General features: G+C 61.0%; 16 protein-coding genes. 5 read left to right on the top strand and 11 right to left on the bottom strand.

Translation table 11 applies throughout. The annotated features are described in order from the left end of the window. Positions 1-304: 304 nt before the first annotated feature. Entirely contained in the window at positions 305-1,891 is a 1,587-nt protein-coding gene (locus J3P81_RS11810; RefSeq protein ID WP_420766852.1) for an ABC-F family ATPase, read from the bottom strand. 404 nt (positions 1,892-2,295) lie between these two features. Between J3P81_RS11810 and lpxO the strand changes: the two genes are divergently transcribed. After that, positions 2,296-3,195, top strand: coding sequence for a lipid A hydroxylase LpxO (lpxO, locus tag J3P81_RS11815; RefSeq protein ID WP_420766853.1), 900 nt, complete (start codon positions 2,296-2,298; stop codon positions 3,193-3,195). Between the two features lie 4 nt (positions 3,196-3,199). On the opposite strand, the gene ligD is transcribed toward lpxO, so the two are convergent. Further along, the gene (ligD, locus tag J3P81_RS11820; protein ID WP_434563916.1) at positions 3,200-5,188 is read right to left on the bottom strand and encodes a DNA ligase D; all 1,989 of its coding nucleotides are present in this window, start codon (positions 5,186-5,188) and stop codon (positions 3,200-3,202) included. A 33-nt stretch (positions 5,189-5,221) separates the two neighbouring features. Beyond that, a complete protein-coding gene (locus tag J3P81_RS11825; protein ID WP_434563918.1) occupies positions 5,222-6,112 on the bottom strand; it encodes a Ku protein in 891 nt (296 codons plus the stop codon). A 221-nt stretch (positions 6,113-6,333) separates the two neighbouring features. Between J3P81_RS11825 and J3P81_RS11830 the strand changes: the two genes are divergently transcribed. The 4 genes from J3P81_RS11830 (at position 6,334) to J3P81_RS11845 (ending at position 9,785) form a co-directional block, all read left to right on the top strand. After that, on the top strand, positions 6,334-6,675 hold the full coding sequence (locus tag J3P81_RS11830) for a hypothetical protein (protein WP_420766856.1): 342 nt from the start codon (positions 6,334-6,336) through the stop codon (positions 6,673-6,675). A gap of 40 nt (positions 6,676-6,715) precedes the next feature. Beyond that, positions 6,716-7,864 carry a PQQ-dependent sugar dehydrogenase gene (locus tag J3P81_RS11835; protein WP_434563920.1) on the top strand — a complete coding sequence of 383 codons (1,149 nt, stop codon included), beginning with the start codon at positions 6,716-6,718 and terminating at the stop codon, positions 7,862-7,864. 256 nt (positions 7,865-8,120) lie between these two features. Beyond that, positions 8,121-9,128 carry a threonine ammonia-lyase, biosynthetic gene (gene ilvA / locus J3P81_RS11840; RefSeq protein WP_434563922.1) on the top strand — a complete coding sequence of 336 codons (1,008 nt, stop codon included), beginning with the start codon at positions 8,121-8,123 and terminating at the stop codon, positions 9,126-9,128. 378 nt (positions 9,129-9,506) lie between these two features. Further along, positions 9,507-9,785 (top strand): DUF1652 domain-containing protein, encoded by a 279-nt coding sequence (locus J3P81_RS11845; protein ID WP_420766886.1) that lies wholly within the window; start codon positions 9,507-9,509, stop codon positions 9,783-9,785. Positions 9,786-9,856: 71 nt separating this feature from the next. Here the strand turns inward: J3P81_RS11845 and J3P81_RS11850 are convergent, their stop codons facing one another. The 8 genes from J3P81_RS11850 to J3P81_RS11885 all read right to left on the bottom strand — a co-directional run bounded on the left by J3P81_RS11850 (position 9,857) and on the right by J3P81_RS11885 (position 19,477). Then, complete coding sequence (locus J3P81_RS11850) at positions 9,857-10,795, bottom strand: carbohydrate kinase family protein (RefSeq protein WP_420766858.1); 939 nt, start codon at positions 10,793-10,795, stop codon at positions 9,857-9,859. A 12-nt stretch (positions 10,796-10,807) separates the two neighbouring features. Beyond that, complete coding sequence (xylB, locus tag J3P81_RS11855; RefSeq protein ID WP_434563924.1) at positions 10,808-12,295, bottom strand: xylulokinase; 1,488 nt, start codon at positions 12,293-12,295, stop codon at positions 10,808-10,810. A gap of 93 nt (positions 12,296-12,388) precedes the next feature. Further along, positions 12,389-13,870: a mannitol dehydrogenase family protein gene (locus J3P81_RS11860; RefSeq protein WP_434563926.1), complete on the bottom strand. Its 1,482-nt coding sequence runs from the start codon at positions 13,868-13,870 to the stop codon at positions 12,389-12,391. Between the two features lie 16 nt (positions 13,871-13,886). Beyond that, entirely contained in the window at positions 13,887-14,990 is a 1,104-nt protein-coding gene (locus tag J3P81_RS11865) for an ABC transporter ATP-binding protein (protein WP_434563928.1), read from the bottom strand. A gap of 39 nt (positions 14,991-15,029) precedes the next feature. After that, entirely contained in the window at positions 15,030-15,860 is an 831-nt protein-coding gene (locus tag J3P81_RS11870; RefSeq protein ID WP_014338173.1) for a carbohydrate ABC transporter permease, read from the bottom strand. A gap of 10 nt (positions 15,861-15,870) precedes the next feature. After that, positions 15,871-16,803 carry a carbohydrate ABC transporter permease gene (locus tag J3P81_RS11875; protein WP_434563930.1) on the bottom strand — a complete coding sequence of 311 codons (933 nt, stop codon included), beginning with the start codon at positions 16,801-16,803 and terminating at the stop codon, positions 15,871-15,873. 164 nt (positions 16,804-16,967) lie between these two features. Further along, the gene (locus tag J3P81_RS11880; RefSeq protein WP_420766862.1) at positions 16,968-18,278 is read right to left on the bottom strand and encodes an ABC transporter substrate-binding protein; all 1,311 of its coding nucleotides are present in this window, start codon (positions 18,276-18,278) and stop codon (positions 16,968-16,970) included. Positions 18,279-18,571: 293 nt separating this feature from the next. Then, entirely contained in the window at positions 18,572-19,477 is a 906-nt protein-coding gene (locus J3P81_RS11885) for an AraC family transcriptional regulator (RefSeq protein WP_420766863.1), read from the bottom strand. Between the last annotated feature and the right edge of the window lie 79 nt (positions 19,478-19,556).

The following is a 19,556-nucleotide window of genomic DNA, read 5'->3' on the forward strand; positions in this document are numbered from 1 at the left end:
GTGGCGGGGAGAAAAGGAAGCTGGCTAACGGTTGTTGAGCGGGATGACTGTGCCAACGCCATCGCGAGCAGGCTCGCTCCCACAGTGTTTGGGTGTACTTGAGCCTTGGGGGCAGGCCATAAGTGCCCCGTGGGAGATTCTAGCTTGCTCGCGATGGCGGTGGGTCAGGCAGTGGGATGCTGGCAGGAGTGGCCATTTCGCGAGCAGGCTCGCTCCCACCGGTTTTTGGATTTGGAACGAAAAAGCCCCGTCACATGGACAGGGCTTTCGCTTGCAGCTTGAGGCTTACGGCTTGTGGCTGTTCTTAGAACATCACGCCCTGGCTGCGCAGGTAGTCATCGTAGGTGCCGCTGAAGTCGACCACGCCATCGGCGCTCAGCTCGATGATGCGGGTCGCCAGGGACGATACGAATTCGCGGTCGTGGCTGACGAAGATCAACGTGCCCGGGTAGTTCTCCAGCGCCAGGTTCAGCGCTTCGATGGATTCCATGTCCAAGTGGTTGGTCGGTTCGTCCATCACCAGTACGTTCGGCTTTTGCAGGATCAGCTTGCCAAACAGCATGCGGCCCTGTTCACCACCGGAGATGACTTTGACCGACTTGAGGATCTCATCGTTGGAAAACAGCATGCGACCCAGGGTGCCACGGATCATCTGTTCGCCCTGAGTCCACTGGCCCATCCAGTCGAACAAACTGACGTCGTCCTCGAAGTCGTGGGCGTGGTCCTGGGCGTAGTAGCCCAGTTCCGCGCTTTCGGTCCATTTGACCGAGCCGGCGTCCGGTGTCAGCTCGCCCATCAAGGTACGGAGCAGGGTGGTCTTGCCGATGCCGTTGGGGCCGATGATCGCCACGCGCTCGCCGGCTTCGACGGTGAAGCTGAAGTTCTTGAACAGCGTCTTGCCGTCGAAGCCCTTGGACATGCGCTCGATGGTCACGGCCTGGCGGTGCAGCTTCTTGGTCTGTTCGAAGCGAATGAACGGGCTGACGCGACTCGATGGCTTGACCTCGGCCAGCTGGATCTTGTCGATCTGCTTGGCGCGGGAAGTGGCCTGCTTGGCTTTCGAGGCGTTGGCCGAGAACCGGCTGACGAACGTCTGCAATTCGGCGATCTGGGCTTTCTTCTTGGCGTTGTCCGACAGCAACTGCTCGCGGGACTGGGTGGCCGCGATCATGTATTCGTCGTAGTTGCCCGGGAACAGGCGCAGCTCACCGTAGTCCAGGTCGGCCATGTGGGTGCAGACGCTATTGAGGAAGTGCCGGTCGTGGGAAATGATGATCATGGTGCTGTTACGCGCCGTGAGGATGTTTTCCAGCCAACGGATGGTGTTGATGTCCAGGTGGTTGGTCGGTTCGTCGAGCAACAGCACTTCCGGATCGGAGAACAATGCCTGGGCGAGCAACACACGCAGCTTCCAGCCTGGGGCGACTTCGGTCATCGGGCCGAAATGCTGTTCCAGGGGAATGCCCAGGCCCAGCAGCAGTTCACCGGCGCGGGATTCGGCGGTGTAGCCGTCCATCTCGGCGAACTCGGTTTCGAGCTCGGCCACGGCCATGCCGTCTTCTTCGGTCATCTCCGGCAGCGAATAAATGCGGTCGCGCTCGGCCTTGACCTTCCACAGCTCTTCGTGGCCCATGATCACGGTATCGATCACGGTGAATTGCTCGTAGGCGAACTGGTCCTGGCGCAGTTTACCCAGGCGCACGTTCGGCTCCAGCATCACCTGGCCGCCGGATGGCTCGAGGTCGCCGCCGAGGATTTTCATGAAGGTCGACTTGCCGCAACCGTTGGCACCGATCAGGCCGTAGCGGTTACCCGCGCCAAATTTGACAGAGACGTTTTCGAACAGCGGCTTGGCGCCGAACTGCATCGTGATGTTAGCTGTAGAAATCAAAGGTTTATCCTGCGGAACATTCAGAGTAGCTAAGGGTGCGGCAGTACCTGTTCAGTACCTGTTTGCGCCGATCCGCACCGCGCTGGAAGCTTCGCGGTCGCAAGCGCAAGGGTCCATCCGGCATAAGAGGACAGCTGCATACGGAGCGCCTCGCCCGAATGGATAGGCGCCGAGGTCGGTTTTCCGGCATCGGCCAAAAGGGGGCGCGTGATATTGGGCGGCGATTGTACTGATCTGGACGCGTTAACGATAGGGTATTGCCCGGGCGAGACAGTTTTTCACAACTGAGGATAACTTTCAGTTACAAAGTCTGGCTAAAATGCCATCTCACTCGACGCCCTCTACCTCGCCGCTTGGCTGGCCAGGAGACGCCGCCTGTCAACTCTTGCATTGTGACGGACTCCGTGAAGCTCATCATCGTTGCGATCTATATCCTCTCCATCGGCTATGTGCATCTGCGTGGGCGCGTGCGGCATAAGCTCGGACGCCAGCTGAGCGACCACTCGTCCTTCCTCGCGCCGGTCAATTGCCTGCTCTACCTGTGCTCGAAATTCCCCAACAAGCCGTTCCTCAGCCCAGGCGAGTTCCCGGACCTGAGCCCGTTGCAGGCCCATTGGGAAGAAATTCGCGCCGAGGGTCAAAACCTGTTGCAAGCAGGCGAGATCAAGCGCTCGAACCAATATGACGACGTGGGCTTCAACTCCTTTTTCAAGACCGGTTGGAAGCGTTTCTATCTCAAGTGGTATGGCGACAGCCATCCGTCGGCCATGAAGCTGTGCCCACGCACCACCGAGCTGGTGCAGGGCATCGGCTCGATCAAGGCGGCCATGTTCGCTGAACTTCCGCCCGGCTCGAAACTGGTCCGACATCGTGATCCGTACGCCGGCTCCTATCGCTACCACCTGGGCCTGCAGACGCCCAATGATGCCGGTTGCTACATCGATGTCGACGGCCAGTCGTATCACTGGCGGGACGGCGAGGCGGTCATATTCGACGAGACGTTCATCCATTACGCCGAAAACACGACGCCAGATAACCGCATCATCTTGTTCTGCGACGTGGAACGGCCCATGAAGTACCGTTGGGCCACGGCATTCAACCGTTGGTTCAGCCGTACCGTGATGTCCTCCGCTGGAGCGCCGAACGATGCCGGTGACAAGACTGGCGGCCTGAACCGGGCGTTTTCACGGTTGTACAAGATTCGTCTGCAAGGCAAAGCGCTGAAGAAACGCAACCGCAAGTTGTACTACTTGCAGAAATGGGCGTTCTTCGGCGCTCTGCTGGCTATTTTCGTCTGGATCTGAAAGGTCAGGAACCGGGCTTTTCAGCCTCCAGCTGTGTCCACATCCTGGTGGTGATCCGCTGGCGATGGCTATAACCTTCCCACGGATCGGCGCCCAGGCCCTTGGCCCGTTCCAGCGCCGTCTGGATGTCCCATTGCTGGGCGTTGCGCAGGCCGTCCAGTTCGTCCCGTGCTATCGGGACCGAAACCGGCAGGCCTGGTCTTGCGCGCACCGAGTAGGCGGCCACGGTGCTGGCGCCACGGGCGTTGCGCAGATAGTCGACAAACACCTTGCCCACTCGGTTCTTCGGCCCCATGGTCGCGGTGATTCGTTGCGGCATCTGCCGGGTCAGGAATTGTGAGATGGCCTTGGCGAAGGCTTTGGTGACATCCCACCCCTCGCTACGCGCCATCGGCACGATGACGTGCATGCCTTTGCCACCGCTGGTCTTGAGAAATCCTTGCAAGCCCAGTTCGTCAAGCACCGACAAGGTCATGCGTGTCGCTTCCAGCATGGCGCTCCAGGGCAGCGACGGGTCGGGGTCCAGGTCCAGGACGAACAGGTCGGGCGTCTCGATCCGATCATGGGTCGCCGTCCAGGTGTGCAACTCCACCGCGCCCATCTGCGCGGCGCCGACCAGCGCATGGACGCTGTCGATCTCCATCAGCGCCGCATGGCCTGGGTCCAGGTCCGGGTCCAGCTGTTTGATATGTGGGATCTCCAGGCGGTCGGCATGTTTCTGGAAGAACAGTTCTTCGCCGATCCCCTCCGGTGCCCGCACAAGCGCGACCGGGCGCAACTTGAGGTGGGGCAGGATCCACGGGGCGATGTCCAGGTAGTATTGCGCCAGCTCTGCTTTTTGCACGCCGCTGACGCTGTCGACGACGCGGTCGGGGTGGGTGATCACCACGCCGTCGACCTTGGCGGCGTTGGCCTTGGTCCGACGCTTGGGCTTGGGGGCCGCCGCTTTTATCGGCATGGGTTGTTCGCGCACAACGCGACTGGCTTGCCCGTCGCCCGGTAGCTCAAGGAATACCGCCTGGCGGACCAGGCCGTCGCCGGTCCATTCAGCGAATTCGACTTCGCAGACTTGCGTCGGCTCGACCCAATGCACGCCGCGTGCCTGTGCGCCGCTGAGCGGTTTGTCCAGCGGTGAGGTTTCGCGCTCCTGGGCGCAGAGTTGTTCATGCAGTTGCTTGAGTTGGGACTGGCTGAAGCCCGTGCCGACCCGACCGGCGTACACCAGCCCCGACGGCCCGTTGACCGCCAGCAACAGTGCGCCAAAACCGCTGCGTTTGCCTTGGGGGCGGGTGAACCCCACGATAACGAAGCACTGGCGCAGCCGACATTTGAGCTTGACCCAATCGGGGTTGCGGCCGGAGATATAGGGGCTGCCCAGGCGCTTGCCGACCACACTGTCCAAGGAAAGGGCGGTGGCACTTTCGAAGATGTCGTGTTGGCTGGCGGAGAATGCCTCTGAAAACCGCAGGCGCTTGCTGGTGTTGTTCTTCAGGGCGTTCTTGAGTGCGGCGCGGCGTTCTTCCAACGGCTGTTGGCGCAGGTCGATGCCATTGAGAAACGGCGCGTCGAAAAGAAAGTAGACCATGTCGACGCTACGACCGATCTCGAAGGCCTGGCGCAGGGCAGGGAAGTCGGAATGGCCGGTGTCGTCGAGCAGCACCAGTTCCCCATCGAGCCAACAGTCACCCAGGTCCAGCTTCGCCAGGGCGTCGGCGTGCAGCCTGAGCCGTTCGGTCCAGTCCGTGTGGCTGCGATTCAACAGGCGTACTTCGCCGTTCTCGATTCGCGCCAGGAGTCGATACCCGTGGAACTGGACTTCATAGCGCCATTCCCCCGCCGGTGGGTGCTCCACCGGCGTGGCCAACGGTGGTGACAGACGTTCCGGGAGCCGGCCGTTGTCCACCTGTTCGCCCCGTCGGGCACGGGTACGAGTCGTTATGGGGTCCGCTTCCACATCGGACAGACGGGCAGATTCACTCTCGGCCTTGGCCATGACAGATTCCCTTGTATTGCAGGCGCCCGGGGTTTAGCCCTGGGAGGCCTTGGTGGCTTTTTTAGCTGGAGCGGATTTACGCGTCTTGGTCGATTTTGCCACAGTCTTTTCGGCTGGTTTTTCCGGGGCCTTGCCCTTGCCGCCAAGGCTGCGCTTGAGCAGTTCGGTAAGGTCGATGACGTCGGCGGTCTTGCGCTGTTCTTCGCCAGGGTCGGTTTCCACCGCTTCGAGCCGGCCTTCGGTGGCCTTTTTCTCCACCAGCTCCATGATTTTTTCCTGGAAACTGTCGCGGTACTCCTGGGGCTCCCAGTCACCACTCATGTCTTGCACCAGGCGTTTGGCCATCTCCAGTTCGCCTTTCGCCAACGTGGGGTTGGTCACTTCGTCGCCCAGTTCCAGCACATCGAGTTCGCGGACTTCGGCAGGCCAGCGCAGCATCACCAGCACCAGGGCCGATTCCAGCGGCATGAGCGCCGCCAGGTGCTGGCGGGTATGGAGCACCACATTCGCCAGGGCGACTTTGTTGGTCTTGAGCAGGGTCTCGCGCAGCAGCGCATAGACCTTGCCGCCGCGCTTGTCCGGCGCCAGAAAATAAGGCTTGTCGATGTTCTGTAGCGGGATCTTCTCGCTGTCGACAAAAGAGAAAATGTCGATGGTCTGGGTGGACTTGGGGTGGGCTGCGCGAATTTCCTCCTCGCTGATCAGCACGTATTGACCCTTCTGGTACTGCACGCCTTTGACGATGTCATCCTTGGTCACTTCCTTGCCGGTGACCTTGTTGACACGCTTGTACCCCACCGGATCCATGCTGCGTTTGTCCAGCCAGTCGAAATCCACGCCTTGGGACGCTGTGGCCGACACCAGCGCCACGGGAATGTGGACCAGTCCGAAACTGATTGCGCCTTTCCAGATTGCCCGTGCCATGGTGCATTTTTCCTTACCGGTGAGTGGTCTCTCTGGTGACCCCACTGGCTTGGGAAAAGTTTCCGCCGGGCGCCGGCTGGCTGCGGTTGACGTCCATGGGAGGCCGCAGGCGGAGATGCCTCGTTACATCTTCAGTGGGATATTTCGCTTAACAACAACGAACCTGCGGCGTAGCGTGCTTTCGATATGCCGGTATCGTCTCGTGTTGCAGGGAGGTTTCCATGAACAGGCGGGTGCTCGCCTTGATAGCGCTTTTCATGAGCGCCACGGCCCAGGCCGTTACCCCGGTCACCGGGCCCGTGTTGCTAGCGCAGAACGTGCCGGGCAACAACAATCCGTACAACAGCCCGATCCGCCGGGCCAACCCCAACAGCATGCAGGGCACCCAGCCCAACGTGCCAACCATTCGCAGCAACCCGACGGTGCCGGTGCCGCGGCCCCCGACCTTGGAAAATGGCGGTATCGGCAACGGCTATCCTCGGGCTGGCTCGCCAGCCGGTTCGCCACGGCCGACGATCGAATCTCCGACACCCCCCAGGAACACGAACAACGGCAATCGCTGAGGCGCCGTCCTGATCCACGTCACCACAGAAGGAAGTGTGCATGTTGCGTAAAACATTCCGGGCCACCCTGTTTGCCAGCGCCATGGTGGTCCTCGCCACGCCGGTCTTCGCCGCGCAAGTCCAGGCATTCAAGAGCGAGGAGGGCACCCTCGAAGTCACGACGGTAGCCAGGGGGCTCGAGCACCCTTGGTCCGTGGCGTTCCTGCCTGACCAGCAAGGCATGCTGGTGACGGAGCGCGCCGGCAACCTGCGGTGGGTTAGCACCGATGGAAGATTGTCTGCACCGCTGAACGGTGTTCCGCAGGTCTGGGCCAAGGGACAGGGCGGTTTGCTGGATGTGGTGCTGTCTCCGGACTTCAAGCAGGACCGCACGATCTACCTGTCCTACGCCGAGGCCGGGGAGGACGGCAAGGCCGGCACTGCCGTGGGCCGGGGGCAATTGTCCAAGGACTTGAAAAGCCTTGACGGCTTCGACGTGATTTTCCGACAGCAGCCCAAGCTCTCCACTGGCAACCACTTCGGTTCCCGCCTGGTGTTCGACCGGGATGGCTATCTCTTCATTACGCTTGGGGAGAACAACGACCGTGCCACCGCCCAGGACCTGGACAAGCTGCAGGGCAAGATCGTGCGGGTCTACCCCGACGGCAAGGTGCCTGACGACAACCCCTTCGTCGGCCAGAAAAACGTACGCCCGGAGATCTGGTCATACGGCATTCGTAACCCCCAAGGCGCTGCGCTGAACCCCTGGAACGGCACGTTGTGGGAAAACGAGCACGGTCCCAAGGGTGGTGACGAGATGAACATCATCGAGCGAGGCAAGAACTATGGCTGGCCGTTGGCGACCCATGGCGACAACTATTCCGGCGCGCCGATTCCCGAGGCCCAGGGCAAGACTGTCGAAGGCACCGTAGGGCCGCACCACGTCTGGCAGGTATCGCCGGGGCTCAGCGGCATGGCGTTCTACGACAACGATCGTTTCAAGCCTTGGCAGCGCAACGCGTTTATCGGCGCGCTGGTGTCCAAGGACCTGATTCGCCTGGAGTTCGAAGGTGACAAGGTCGTTCATGAAGAGCGCTTGCTGGGTGAGCTCAAGGAGCGCATCCGCGATGTTCGCCAGGGCCCGGATGGTTTCCTCTATGTATTGACGGACGAAGATGACGGCGCGTTGTACAAGGTCGGACTGAAGTAATCGCGATGCGATGAAACTAAAGTTGTGGCGAGGGGATTCACCCCTTCGCCACAAGATTGCAGCGACTTGATTTCCGTTGACTTACCGCTTCGTCGCGGCTAATTTCCAGCCATGACTTCCACCGTATTGCGCAGCCAGCCAAGCATTATTACCGCCATTCCTGATTGGCGGGCTAGCTGACGGCTGCACCGAACCCGCCCTAGAGGCGGGTTTTTTCTTTCTGTCTCCAGGGCTTCTTCAGAACCAGGAGACCGCCATGACCCCGACCAGTGCCGAGCTGGATTTGCTGGAACAGTATGTAAAAAGGATCCTTGCCGCCCCGGTCTACGAGCTGGCGGTGGCCACACCGTTGCAGGCGGCACCCGCGCTATCCCAGGCCCTCGGCAATCAGATCCTGCTCAAGCGTGAAGATCTGCAGCCGACCTTTTCCTTCAAGATCCGCGGTGCTTACAACAAGTTGGTGCAACTGACCCCGGAGCAGCGCAGCCGTGGGGTCATCACCGCCTCGGCGGGCAATCATGCCCAGGGCGTGGCGCTGGCGGCGCGGGAGCTGGGCATTTCGGCCTGCATTGTGATGCCGCAGACCACGCCGCAGTTGAAAGTCGCGGGTGTACGCAGCCGAGGCGCCGAGGCGTTGTTGCACGGTGAAAGTTTCCCGTTTGCCCTGGCGTTCGCGTTGGAACTGGCTCGCCGCACCGGGCGGGAGTTCGTTTCGCCGTTCGACGATCCGGATGTTATCGCCGGGCAGGGAACCGTTGCGATGGAGATCCTGCGCCAGCACCCAGGCCGATTGGACGCGATTTTCGTTCCAGTGGGCGGCGCAGGGCTGATCGCCGGGGTGGCGGCGTACGTCAAATATCTACGCCCCGAAGTCCGCATCATCGGCGTTGAATCAGAACACTCCGCCTGTCTTCAAGCCGCGCTGGCAGCGGGTGCGCGGGTGACGCTCCCCAGCGTGGGCACTTTTGCCGATGGTGTGGCGGTGGCGCAGATCGGCGCCCACGGTTTCGATATCTGTCGCTTCTGTGTCGATGATGTGATCACCGTGACCAATGACCAGCTCTGCTCGGCGATCAGAGATATCTATGATGATACACGTTCGATCACAGAACCCTCCGGTGCACTGGCGGTAGCGGGAATCAAGCAACACGTGGCGCAAAGCGGAGCGCAAGGGCAAACGTTCGTTGCTATCGATTCTGGTGCCAACATTAACTTCGACAGCTTGCGCCACGTGGCGGAACGTGCTGCCGTGGAAATCGCTTGATGTTGAACCGTCAGGCGAATTTTTTGAATCAGCCGACGGACGCCCGGCCATGAAGTCGAAACAGTGGCTACTCTGAGCGTGGCAAGTCGAACTGACTGATTGCAGTTTGCATGGAAGAAAGGCCCTCGCCATGCATTTTGCATGGTCCTTCCAAGGGCGTTACTGGCTAAGTCATTGATTTGAAACAGTCTGGAGGTATTCAGACATGGGCATATTAATTGCGGGTAAATACAGGAGCCCGATCTACGGGCCCCAACACCAGAAAACGCCAAAATGAACGAACGGCACGGCATTCACAGTCCAGTCCGCAGGGAAGAAACGGACGAAAATACCGCCGTCGTGAACATGAATTGGCTGGCTCAACAGGAGAGAGTTGCCATGTTTTTATCTGCCCTCGAAATGCGAAACATCATCGAAAGCAGCCTGCTGCCCAAGCGGTCGCAATGCACCTTGTCACCGGACTTGTCCATGACCGTCAAGATCTACGACGATCATGAAACCGATCGCGTAGCACTGGTCAAGAGCGACATCGATGCCACCAAGCTCACGGGCTGCCGGGCGATCAATGATCTGATTGCCGAGCTGCGTACTGAACTGGATCACGGTCACGGTTCAGGCAATTATTTTCATCAGCAGCACCGAATGAACGGGCGCTAACCCCAGCCCAACCTAAGCAAGCCTGACGCCCGGGTCCGATGTGTTCGAACCCGGCGTCGAGTCATTCCTTTCTAATCAAGCTGCTGGCGGTACGGCAAATCCGGTCCGGTTTTGGCGCAGGTCAACGCAGCAGCGCGCATCGCGAAGTCGAGCATCTTGCCGATTTGCCCAGCGTCCAGCGAATGCAAACCCTCCACATCATCCAATCGCTGTTCGGTCAGCCAAGCGATCAACGCCGCCTGGAACGTGTCGCCTGCGCCCACGGTATCGGCAATTTGCACCGGGCAAGCGGGGAGCGACCACACCCCATGCTGACGGCTGAACACCGTCGCGCCCTGGCCCCCACGGGTCAGGAACGCCAGTTGGCAGCGGTGTTCCAGCCAACCTGCGATGACATCCTGTGGATCGCGGTCGGGATAAAGCAGGCTCAAGTCCTCGTCACTGACTTTGATCAGGTCGGCGTACGGCACCAGTGTCGCTATTCGCGAGCGCCAGAGCTCGATATCCGGTTGCGGGTTGAGCCGCACGTTCGGGTCCAGGCTGATCAGGCGTTTGCCGCTCTCGCGTTGCACGAGCGCAAGCAATGTATCGCCAACGGGTTGCACCACGAGGGAAAACGAGCCGACGTGCAAACCGCGCACCTCCGGGCCCAGGGTCGGCAGATGGTCGAGGCTCAGTTGGCGGTCCGCGCAGCCTTCGCCACGGAAGCTGTAATGCGGCGAGCCGTTGGCCCCGACAGCTACCATCGCCAAGGTCGTTGGCACATCGAAGTCGTGGGCGAACCGGGTGCTGACGCCTTCGTCGACCAGCACTTGGTGCAGACGACGACCCAGATAGTCGGCGGAAAGCCCGGTAAACAGCGCCGATTCGACCCCCAACCGCCGCAGCCCCACCGCCACGTTGAAGGGCGAGCCGCCGGCAATCGCTTTGTAATTCACTTGGGAAGCCGGGGTTCGTGCTTCATTTGCGCTGAAGAAATCAAACAGCGCTTCACCACACACCAAATACATAATTGCCTGCTCTCAAAGGGTTGCGACGTGTTGCCGATAACGTTCGTAGGCGTGTTGCGACGCCGCGACATGCTCGGTGACGGGGCGGGTTTCGCTGGCCGGGTCGAGCGTGACGCAGCGTTCGCACAGATCGGCCAGGGATTCTTGCGCGCCGCCATGGCACCACGCAGCCTGGATTGCCCCGCCCAGGGCCGCCGCCTCGCTCTGCTCGGTGCAGATGACGGTGGTGTCCATGATATCCGCGACGATCTGCCGCCAGACCGCGCTCTTCGAGCCGCCGCCGATCAGGCGGATGCTCTGGGCCTTGAGGCCATTGGCACGCAACAGGTCCAGGCCGTAGCGCAGGCCGAATGTCGTGCCTTCGACCACCGCGCGGCACAGGTTGGCCCGGCTCAGGTTGGTGGTCGTCAGGCCCAGCAGGGCGCCAGTGGCGTGGGGCAGGGCGGGGACACGTTCACCGTTGAGGAATGGCAGCATGCAGACGCCCTCGGCACCGATCGGTGCCTGGGATACCAGGGTGTTGAAGGTGTCGATGTCCAGGTCCAGCAGCTCGCGCACGGCCCCGGTGGCGTTGGTCAGGTTCATGGTGCAGATCAGCGGCAGCCAGCCGCCGCTGGAGGAACAAAAGGTCGCTACCGATGGCTGCGGACTGACGGTAGGCTCCGCTCCATAGGCGTACACGGTGCCGGAGGACCCGAGGCTCATGGTAATCACGCCGGGCTGGATGTTGCCGGTGCCGATGGCGCCCATCATGTTGTCTCCGCCACCGCTGGACACCACCGCCTCGGGGTTCAGCCCCAGGTGTGCGGCGATCTCCGGCAGGATCCTGCCGACAGGGTGGTGAGCCTCGATCAGTTCGGGCAAAGCCGATTGCAGCCGGCCGCTGGGGTCGATATGCCGCAACAGCGCCACGTCCCATTGACGGGTGCGTACGTTGAAATAACCCGTACCCGAGGCATCGCCATATTCGCTGCAATGGCGACCGGTGAGCCAGTGGTTGAGGAAATCGTGGGGCAGCAGGACGCTGGCGATGCGCTCGAAGACCTGGGGGTGCTGCTCTTGGGTCCAGAGCAATTTGGATACCGTATAGCCCGGCGCGATCACCACGCCGAGGCGTTCGAGGCTGCCGCTTTCACCGCCCAGGTGCGCCAGCAGCCGATCGTTTTCCGGGGTGGTCTCGGTGTCGCACCAAAGCTTGGCCGGGCGCAGGACCTGGCCTTGGTCATCCAGCAGCACCAAGCCATGCTGCTGCCCGGACACGCCGATGCCGAGAATCGCCTGGCCATCGACCCCGGCGGCGGCCAATGCCTGGTGCGTCGCCTGGGTGAATGCGTCGAGCCACTGCTGGGGCTCTTGTTCACGGCGGCCGTTGGCACCGCTGATCATGCTGTGGGCCGCGGCGCCCAGGCCGAGTACCTGGCCGCTGGCCGCGTCGAGGATCAGCGCCTTGGTGCCTTGGGTGCCGCAGTCGATGCCCAGGAACAGTTGTTGGTTTGCCATGGAAATCCTCGGATCAGCATCAGATTATCGTCAGGGACATACAAAACCTGTGGCGAGGGAGCAAGCTCCCTCGCCACGAAAGGCGGGCCGTACCTAGTCTTGATCCGCCAGCACTCGCTCAAGCGTCCGCGTTACCCCATGCTCGCGCAAGCTGTTGCAACACCATTCGAAGGCTGCCACGAATTCAGGTGAGCGAGGTATAGCCGTGCCGAAGATTTCTTCTACTTCCAACATTCGCTGGGTCACCAGGGCATCGTCAGCCACCAGCGCCTGGCAGAAAGCCGCGCGAGGGTCGGGAATTGAATAGACCGCGCCATTTTCGTCCACACCCTTTAGATACACCGCCCAGGCCGCCACCACCAACGCCGCGCGGCGGGTCTCGCCGCCGTCGGCAATCAGGCGATTGAGGGTCGGTACGGTGAACTTCGGAAATTTCGACGAGCCATCCGAACACACCCGTTCCAGTTGGTCGGCGATGGCCTGGTTGGAGAAGCGCTCCACCAGGGTGTCCTTGTACAGCGTCAGATCAATGCCGGGTACCGGCGCCAGTTGGGGCGTGACGTCCAAGTCCATGTAGGCGCGGATGTAGCGCACGAACAACGGGTCGTTCATGGTTTCGTGGACGAAGCGATAACCCTTGAGGAAACCCAGGTAGGTCAGGGCGAGATGGCTGCCGTTGAGCAGCTTGATCTTCATTTCTTCGTAAGGCGAAACGTCGTCGGTAAATTGCACGCCGACATTCTCCCAGGCCGGGCGACCGTTGACGAACTTGTCTTCCAATACCCACTGCACGAACGGCTCGCATACCACCGGCCAAGCGTCATCGATGCCATGCTCGTCATGCAGCTGCAAGCGGTGGGCGCCACTGGTCATCGGGGTGATGCGGTCGACCATGGCGTTGGGAAAACTCACGTTGCGGTCAATCCATTGCCCCAGCGCCGGATCACGCAGCGCGGCGAAGGCCAGCAGCGCCTTGCGCGTCACCGCGCCGTTGTGGGGCAGATTATCGCAAGACATCAAGGTAAACGCCGGCGTCCCCTCGGCGCGGCGCTTGGCCAGGGCTGCGCACAGAAATCCAAACACGGTCTTCGGCGCGTCGGGGTGGGCCAGGTCGTGCTGGATCTGCGGCAGGTGGGCCATGAACTCGCCGTTGCTGTCGTCGATGCAGTAGCCACCTTCGGTGATGGTCAGCGAGACGATGCGGATCTGCGGGTCGGCCAGCTTGTCGATCAATGCCTGGGCGCTGTCTTCGGCCAGCAGCATGTCGGTGATGGCACCGATCACCCGGACCTCGGTGTCGTCGGTGTCGCCCAGTTCATAGAGGGTGAACAGGAAATCCTGGCCGGCCAGGTCGTCCCGGGCGCGGCGATCTTCGGGGCGCAGGCCTACGCCGCAAATGGCCCAGTCGAGGCCTTCGCCGGTGTTCATCAATGCATCGGTGTAATACGCCTGGTGCGCACGGTGGAAGCCACCGACACCGATGTGGGCGATGCCTTGGCGCCGGTCGTCCAGGTTATAAGCGGGCAGGACGACCTCTGCGTTGAGGTTGTGCAGGTTCTGTCGGTTGAGTTTCATCGCAAAATCTCGGCAATCAGGCGGCAGCGCGCAGCGCGCGGGAAACCGCTACGCCCTCGGCATCGAATAAGTGGCAGTGTTCGGCGTCCAGGTGCAGGTCCAGTTGCTCGCCGAATCGGCTCGCCAGGTCACCGCGCACGCGCATGGTCAGGGCTTCGCCGGAAGCGGTGATGACGTGACAGAAGGTGTCGCTGCCCAGGCGCTCGCTGACATCGGCGGTCACCCGGAGCGTGCAATCGCCCGGCTGGGCCAGGTTAAGGTGCTCCGGGCGAATCCCCAGGGCTACCGCGCCGCCGATGCTCAAGTTCGAGCCAATTCGCGGCAGGCTGATGCGAGTGCCGGCGTCCAGCAGCACTTCACAACCCTGGTCGTGCAGACCGGTGACCTTGCCCTTGAGGAAGCCCATCTTCGGCGTTCCGAGGAAGCCGGCGACGAACAGGTTCGCCGGCTGGTGGTACAGCTCCAGAGGCGAGCCCACCTGCTCGACGCGCCCGCTGTTGAGCACGACGACCTTGTCGGCCAGAGTCATGGCTTCGACCTGGTCGTGGGTCACGTAGATCATCGTCGCTTGCAGTTCCTTGTGCAGACGCGCCAATTCCAAACGCATCTGCACCCGCAGGGCGGCGTCGAGGTTGGACAGCGGTTCGTCGAACAGAAAAATCTTCGGATTGCGCACGATGGCCCGGCCGATCGCCACGCGCTGGCGCTGTCCACCGGACAGTTGCTTGGGCTTGCGCTCCAACATCGGCCCCAGTTCGAGGATGCGCGCCGCTTCGTTGACTTTCTTCTCGACGTCGGCCTTGGGCACGCCGGCCAAGTCCAGGGCGAAGGACATGTTCTTGCGCACGCTCATGTGCGGGTAAAGGGCGTAGGTCTGGAACACCATCGCCAGGTCGCGCTTGGCCGGGCTGACTTCAGTGATGTCGCGGCCGTCCAGTTCGATGGTGCCGTCGCTGACTTCTTCAAGGCCGGCGATCAACCGCAGCAGCGTGGACTTGCCGCAGCCCGACGGGCCGACGAACACCACGAACTCGCGGTCGTTCACTTCAAGGTCGATGCCCTTGATGATGGAGAAACCTTCGAAGCCTTTTTGCAGATTCTTGATTTTCAGATTGGCCATGATGATGGGCCTCCACTTCTGATAACTGTGTAAGGCGCGTTATTTCACCGCGCCGAAGGACAAGCCGCGCACCAGTTGTTTCTGGCTGATCCAGCCGAAGATCAGGATCGGCGCGCAGGCCAGGGTCGAGACGGCGGACAATTTGGCCCAGAACAGGCCTTCCGGGCTGGAGTAAGAGGCGATCAAGGCAGTCAGCGGCGCCGCTTTGGACGAGGTGAGGTTCAGCGACCAGAACGCCTCGTTCCAGCACAGGATCAGCGACAGCAGCACGGTAGACGCCAACCCGCCCTTGGCGATGGGCAGCAGCACACGAACCATTTCCTGCCACAAGGTGGCGCCGTCCAGCCGCGCGGCTTCGAGGATGTCGCGAGGGATGTCCTTGAAATAGGTGTAAATCATCCAGACCACGATCGGCAGGTTGATCAGCGTGTAGATGATGATCAGCGCAAGGCGCGTGTCCAGCAGGCCAAATTGCTTGGCCAGCAGGTAGATCGGCATCAGTACGCCCACCGGCGGCAGCATCTTGGTGGAAAGCATCCACAGCAGCGTGCCTTTGGTGCGCTGGGTTTCGTAGAAGGCCATGGAGTACGCCGCCGGCACTGCGATCAGCAGGCAAAGGGCGGTGGCGCTGAATGAGATCACCACCGAGTTCCAGGCGAAGCTGAAGTAGTTGCTGCGCTCGTTGATGTGCAGGTAGTTCTCCAGCGTCGGCGCGAAGATGAACTGCGGCGGCGTGGCGAAGGCGTCGATTTCGGTCTTGAAGCTGGTCAACACCATCCAGAAGATCGGGAAAAAGATCAGGATCGCGATGGCCCAGGCCAGCGTGCCCAACAGCAGGCTTTGCAGTCGACGGGATTGTTGAAGAGTCATGGCGACGGCCTCAATGCTTGTCGGTGAGGTTTTTACCGATCATCCGGACCAGGATGATGGCGGCGATGTTGGCGATGACCACGGCAATCAGCCCACCGGCCGACGCCATGCCGACGTCGAACTGCACCAGTGCCTGGTTGTAGATCAGGTACGCAAGGTTGGTCGAGGCATAACCAGGGCCACCGTTGGTGGTGGTGAAGATCTCGGCGAACACCGACAGCAGGAAAATGGTTTCGATCATCACCACCACGGCAATCGGGCGGGCCAGGTGTGGCAGGGTCAAGTGCCAGAAAATCGCGATGGGGCCGGCGCCGTCCAGGCGGGCAGCTTCTTTCTGTTCCTGGTCCAGGGACTGCATGGCGGTCATCAGGATCAGGATCGCGAAGGGCAGCCATTGCCAGCTGACGATGACGATGATCGACAGCAGCGGGTAGTGCGCCAGCCAATCCACCGGTTGGGCGCCGAAGAGCTTCCACACCGAAGCGAGGATCCCGGAGACTGGATGGAAAATCAGATTTTTCCAAATCAGCGCACCGACCGTGGGCATGATGAAGAACGGCGAGATCAGCAGCACGCGGACGATGCCGCGCCCAAAAAACTCGCTGGCCTCCAGCAACGCGCTGATCAACACCCCGAGGACGATACTGATCAACAGCACGCTGCCCACCAGCAACAGGGTATTGGTGGCGCCGGGCATGAAGCCCGAGTCGGTCAGGAAATAGGTGAAGTTTTCCAGCCCGACGAATTCGTTTTCGCCGGGGTACAGCAGGTTGTAGCGGATCATCGAAAAGTAGACGGTCATGCCCAGGGGCACAATCATCCACAGCAGCAACAAGGCGACCGAAGGGCTGACCAGGAACCAGCCGGGGTTGGCCAGGCGGATCTTGCGAGCCGGCGGGGCTATTTCGATGGGGGCTTTGACTGTCGTTGTTGAGGTATTCATGAGTGCTTACTCTTATGCGACGCGTTTCCCTGTGGCGAGGGAGCTTGCTCCCGCTGGACCGCGTAGCGGGCCCATACCGATAGGCAATCTTTCAGATCGCCAGGGCGGGCTTCGCCCGCCAGCGGGAGCAAGCTCCCTCGCCACAAATGGATACTTACAGGCCTTTACTTGGGATACCCGGCGCGCTTCATCTCGCGTTCGGTGGTGGATTGCGCGGCGGTCAACGCCTGGTCCACGGTCTGCTGGCCGGTCAGCGCGCCCGAGAAGAACTTGCCTACCTGGGTGCCGATGGCCTGGAACTCGGGAATGGTGACCAACTGGATGCCGATGTAGGGCACAGGCTTGAGGGTGGGGGCTTTCGGGTCGGCGACTTTCAACGATTCCAGCGTTACCTTGGCAAACGGCGCGGCTTTCATGTACTCGTCGCTGTAAGTGGAGGCGCGGGTGCCCGGTGGTACGTTGGCAATGCCATCAGTCTTGGCGACCAACTGGCCGTACTCCTTGGACGTTGCCCAAGTCGTAAACACTTTGGCGGCTTCCTTGGCTTTGGAGCTGGCCGGGATCGCCAGCGACCATGAGTACATCCACGAGGTGCCTTTTTCGGTTTTCTCGTGGGGCGCGAAGGTGAAGCCTACGTGATCGGCCACCTTGCTCTGGGTCTTGTCGGTCACGAACGAGCCCGCGACGCTGGCATCGACCCAGACCGCGCACTTGCCGCTGTTGAACAGGGCCAGGTTTTCGTTGAAACCGTTGCTGGAAGCGCCCGGCGGGCCGGATTTCTTCATGTTGTCGACGTAGAAGTTCAGGGCATCCTTCCACTCGGGTCCATTGAATTGCGGCTGCCATTTCTCATCGAACCAGCGCGCGCCAAAGCCGTTGGCCAGGGTCGTGATCAGCGCCATGTTCTCGCCCCAACCGGCCTTGCCCCGCAGGCACAGGCCATATTGTTCCTTGGATTTGTCGGTGAGCTTTTGCGCGAACTCTCCGATCTGGGTCCAGGTCGGGTGCTCGGGCATGGTCAGCCCGGCGTCCTTGAACAGGTCCGTGCGGTAGTAAGTGATCGAGCTTTCAGCATAGAACGGCAGGGCGTATAGCGAACCCTTTACCGACAAGCCATCGCGCACGGACGGGAAAATGTCATCCAGGTCATAGGCGGCCGGCAGGTCTTTCATCGGTTCCAACCAGCCTTTGGCGCCCCAGAGTGCGGCTTCGTACATGCCAATGGTCAGCACGTCGAACTGACCGCCCTGGGTGGCGATGTCGGTGGTCAGGCGCTGGCGCAGGACGTTTTCTTCAAGCACCACCCAGTTCAGCTTGATGTCCGGGTGCTCGGCCTCGAAGGTCTTCGAAAGCTTTTGCATGCGGATCATGTCGCTGTTATTGACGGTGGCAATGGTCAGGGTTTGTGCGCCGAAACTGACGCTGCTGAGGGTCATGCAGGTGGAGACAAGCAGAGCTTTTACCGAAGGTTTCATCGCGCACTCCTTTTCCGCGCCCACGGGCTGCAGAAGGACAGTTATTGTTTTTGTGTCTTCCGGATGAGAGGAAGAATGTGCGCTGATTACAGCCCTCAATGGACGGCATGACAAATCATCCGTCGCACTTTTACTGATACTTTTTTGCACTGAGTGAAATTCGCGAAAAACTGTGGCGAGGGAGCTTGCTCCCGCTGGGCTGCGCAGCAGCCCCATTTTGGGGCCGCTTCGCGCTGGAGCGCCAGCCCGGCCCAGCGGGAGCAAGCTCCCTCGCCATGGGCGGCGATGAAGATTCAGCCCTGGTTCTGCTCGGTCAACCGCTGCACCGCCAGCCGCCGATAATGGGAAGGCGTCATGCCCTTGAGTTGCTGGAAGCGTCGGTTGAAGTTGGAAATATTGTTGAAGCCCGACTCAAAGCACACATCCGTCACCGGCTTGTCGCCATCGGCGAGCAATTCGCAGGATTTGCTGATGCGCAGCCGATTGACGAATTCGATGAAGCAACGCCCGGTGGCTTGCTTGAACACCCGGCTGAAATAGGTCGGTTTCATCCCCAGGTGCTCGGCCACTTCTTCCAGGGGCAATTCCCGGGCGTAGTGGGCAAAAATATAGTCCACCGCGCGGTTGGTGCGGTCGATGCTGTGCTCATCAGCCGCTTGTGGGGCGGTGGCGCCGGAGAGCAATTGATAGTCATCGCAGCTGGCCAACAGCTCCATCAGGATGAAAAAGTAGCCGAGCCGGCTCATGCCCTGCGCATCGGCGATGCGCTGCATCAAGGTCATGGCCTGGCGGACGGTGCGCTTGCAGCGAAACTCGATGCCGTGTTGAGCGCGTTCGAGCAGCGGCGCCAGCGTCTTGAGTTCGGTAAATACCTGGTGCCCACTTTCAAACAGCTCATCGGTGAAATTCACCAGCATGTCGCGCTTGGCCACCACTTCGTCCTCGGCGACCTGGCTGATCCAGTTATGGGGCAGGTTGGGGCCGGTGAGGAACAGCGATTGCGGGGAGAAATTGCCGATGTAATCGCCAATGAAAACCTTGCCCGAGCTGGCGACGATCAGGTGCAGCTCGTATTCCTTGTGGAAATGCCAGCGCACCAGCGGACAGGGAAAACCGTGCTGGCGGTAGATGATGGACAGCCCGTTGTGGTCGTCCATCAACTCATAGGAAGGGTCGGTGACTCTGGCTGTGCGGGTCATGGGTTTGGCGCTTTTGTTGTTATCGCCGCTGGATAATGCCCCCTTCGCCGCCCGGGTTCCAGCCCTCGGAGCGACGATT

The sequence above is a fragment of the Pseudomonas sp. R1-6 genome (assembly GCF_051132115.1).
Taxonomy (GTDB): Bacteria; Pseudomonadota; Gammaproteobacteria; order Pseudomonadales; family Pseudomonadaceae; genus Aquipseudomonas.

Coding starts and splice junctions, on each gene's coding strand:
- ligD (WP_434563916.1), bottom strand. CDS start 5,188: ATGGCCAAGGCCGAGAGTGAATCTGCCCGTCTGTCCGATGTGGAAGCG.
- J3P81_RS11825 (WP_434563918.1), bottom strand. CDS start 6,112: ATGGCACGGGCAATCTGGAAAGGCGCAATCAGTTTCGGACTGGTCCAC.
- J3P81_RS11830 (WP_420766856.1), top strand. CDS start 6,334: ATGAACAGGCGGGTGCTCGCCTTGATAGCGCTTTTCATGAGCGCCACG.
- J3P81_RS11835 (WP_434563920.1), top strand. CDS start 6,716: ATGTTGCGTAAAACATTCCGGGCCACCCTGTTTGCCAGCGCCATGGTG.
- ilvA (WP_434563922.1), top strand. CDS start 8,121: ATGACCCCGACCAGTGCCGAGCTGGATTTGCTGGAACAGTATGTAAAA.
- J3P81_RS11845 (WP_420766886.1), top strand. CDS start 9,507: ATGTTTTTATCTGCCCTCGAAATGCGAAACATCATCGAAAGCAGCCTG.
- J3P81_RS11850 (WP_420766858.1), bottom strand. CDS start 10,795: ATGTATTTGGTGTGTGGTGAAGCGCTGTTTGATTTCTTCAGCGCAAAT.
- xylB (WP_434563924.1), bottom strand. CDS start 12,295: ATGGCAAACCAACAACTGTTCCTGGGCATCGACTGCGGCACCCAAGGC.
- J3P81_RS11860 (WP_434563926.1), bottom strand. CDS start 13,870: ATGAAACTCAACCGACAGAACCTGCACAACCTCAACGCAGAGGTCGTC.
- J3P81_RS11865 (WP_434563928.1), bottom strand. CDS start 14,990: ATGGCCAATCTGAAAATCAAGAATCTGCAAAAAGGCTTCGAAGGTTTC.
- J3P81_RS11870 (WP_014338173.1), bottom strand. CDS start 15,860: ATGACTCTTCAACAATCCCGTCGACTGCAAAGCCTGCTGTTGGGCACG.
- J3P81_RS11875 (WP_434563930.1), bottom strand. CDS start 16,803: ATGAATACCTCAACAACGACAGTCAAAGCCCCCATCGAAATAGCCCCG.
- J3P81_RS11880 (WP_420766862.1), bottom strand. CDS start 18,278: ATGAAACCTTCGGTAAAAGCTCTGCTTGTCTCCACCTGCATGACCCTC.
- J3P81_RS11885 (WP_420766863.1), bottom strand. CDS start 19,477: ATGACCCGCACAGCCAGAGTCACCGACCCTTCCTATGAGTTGATGGAC.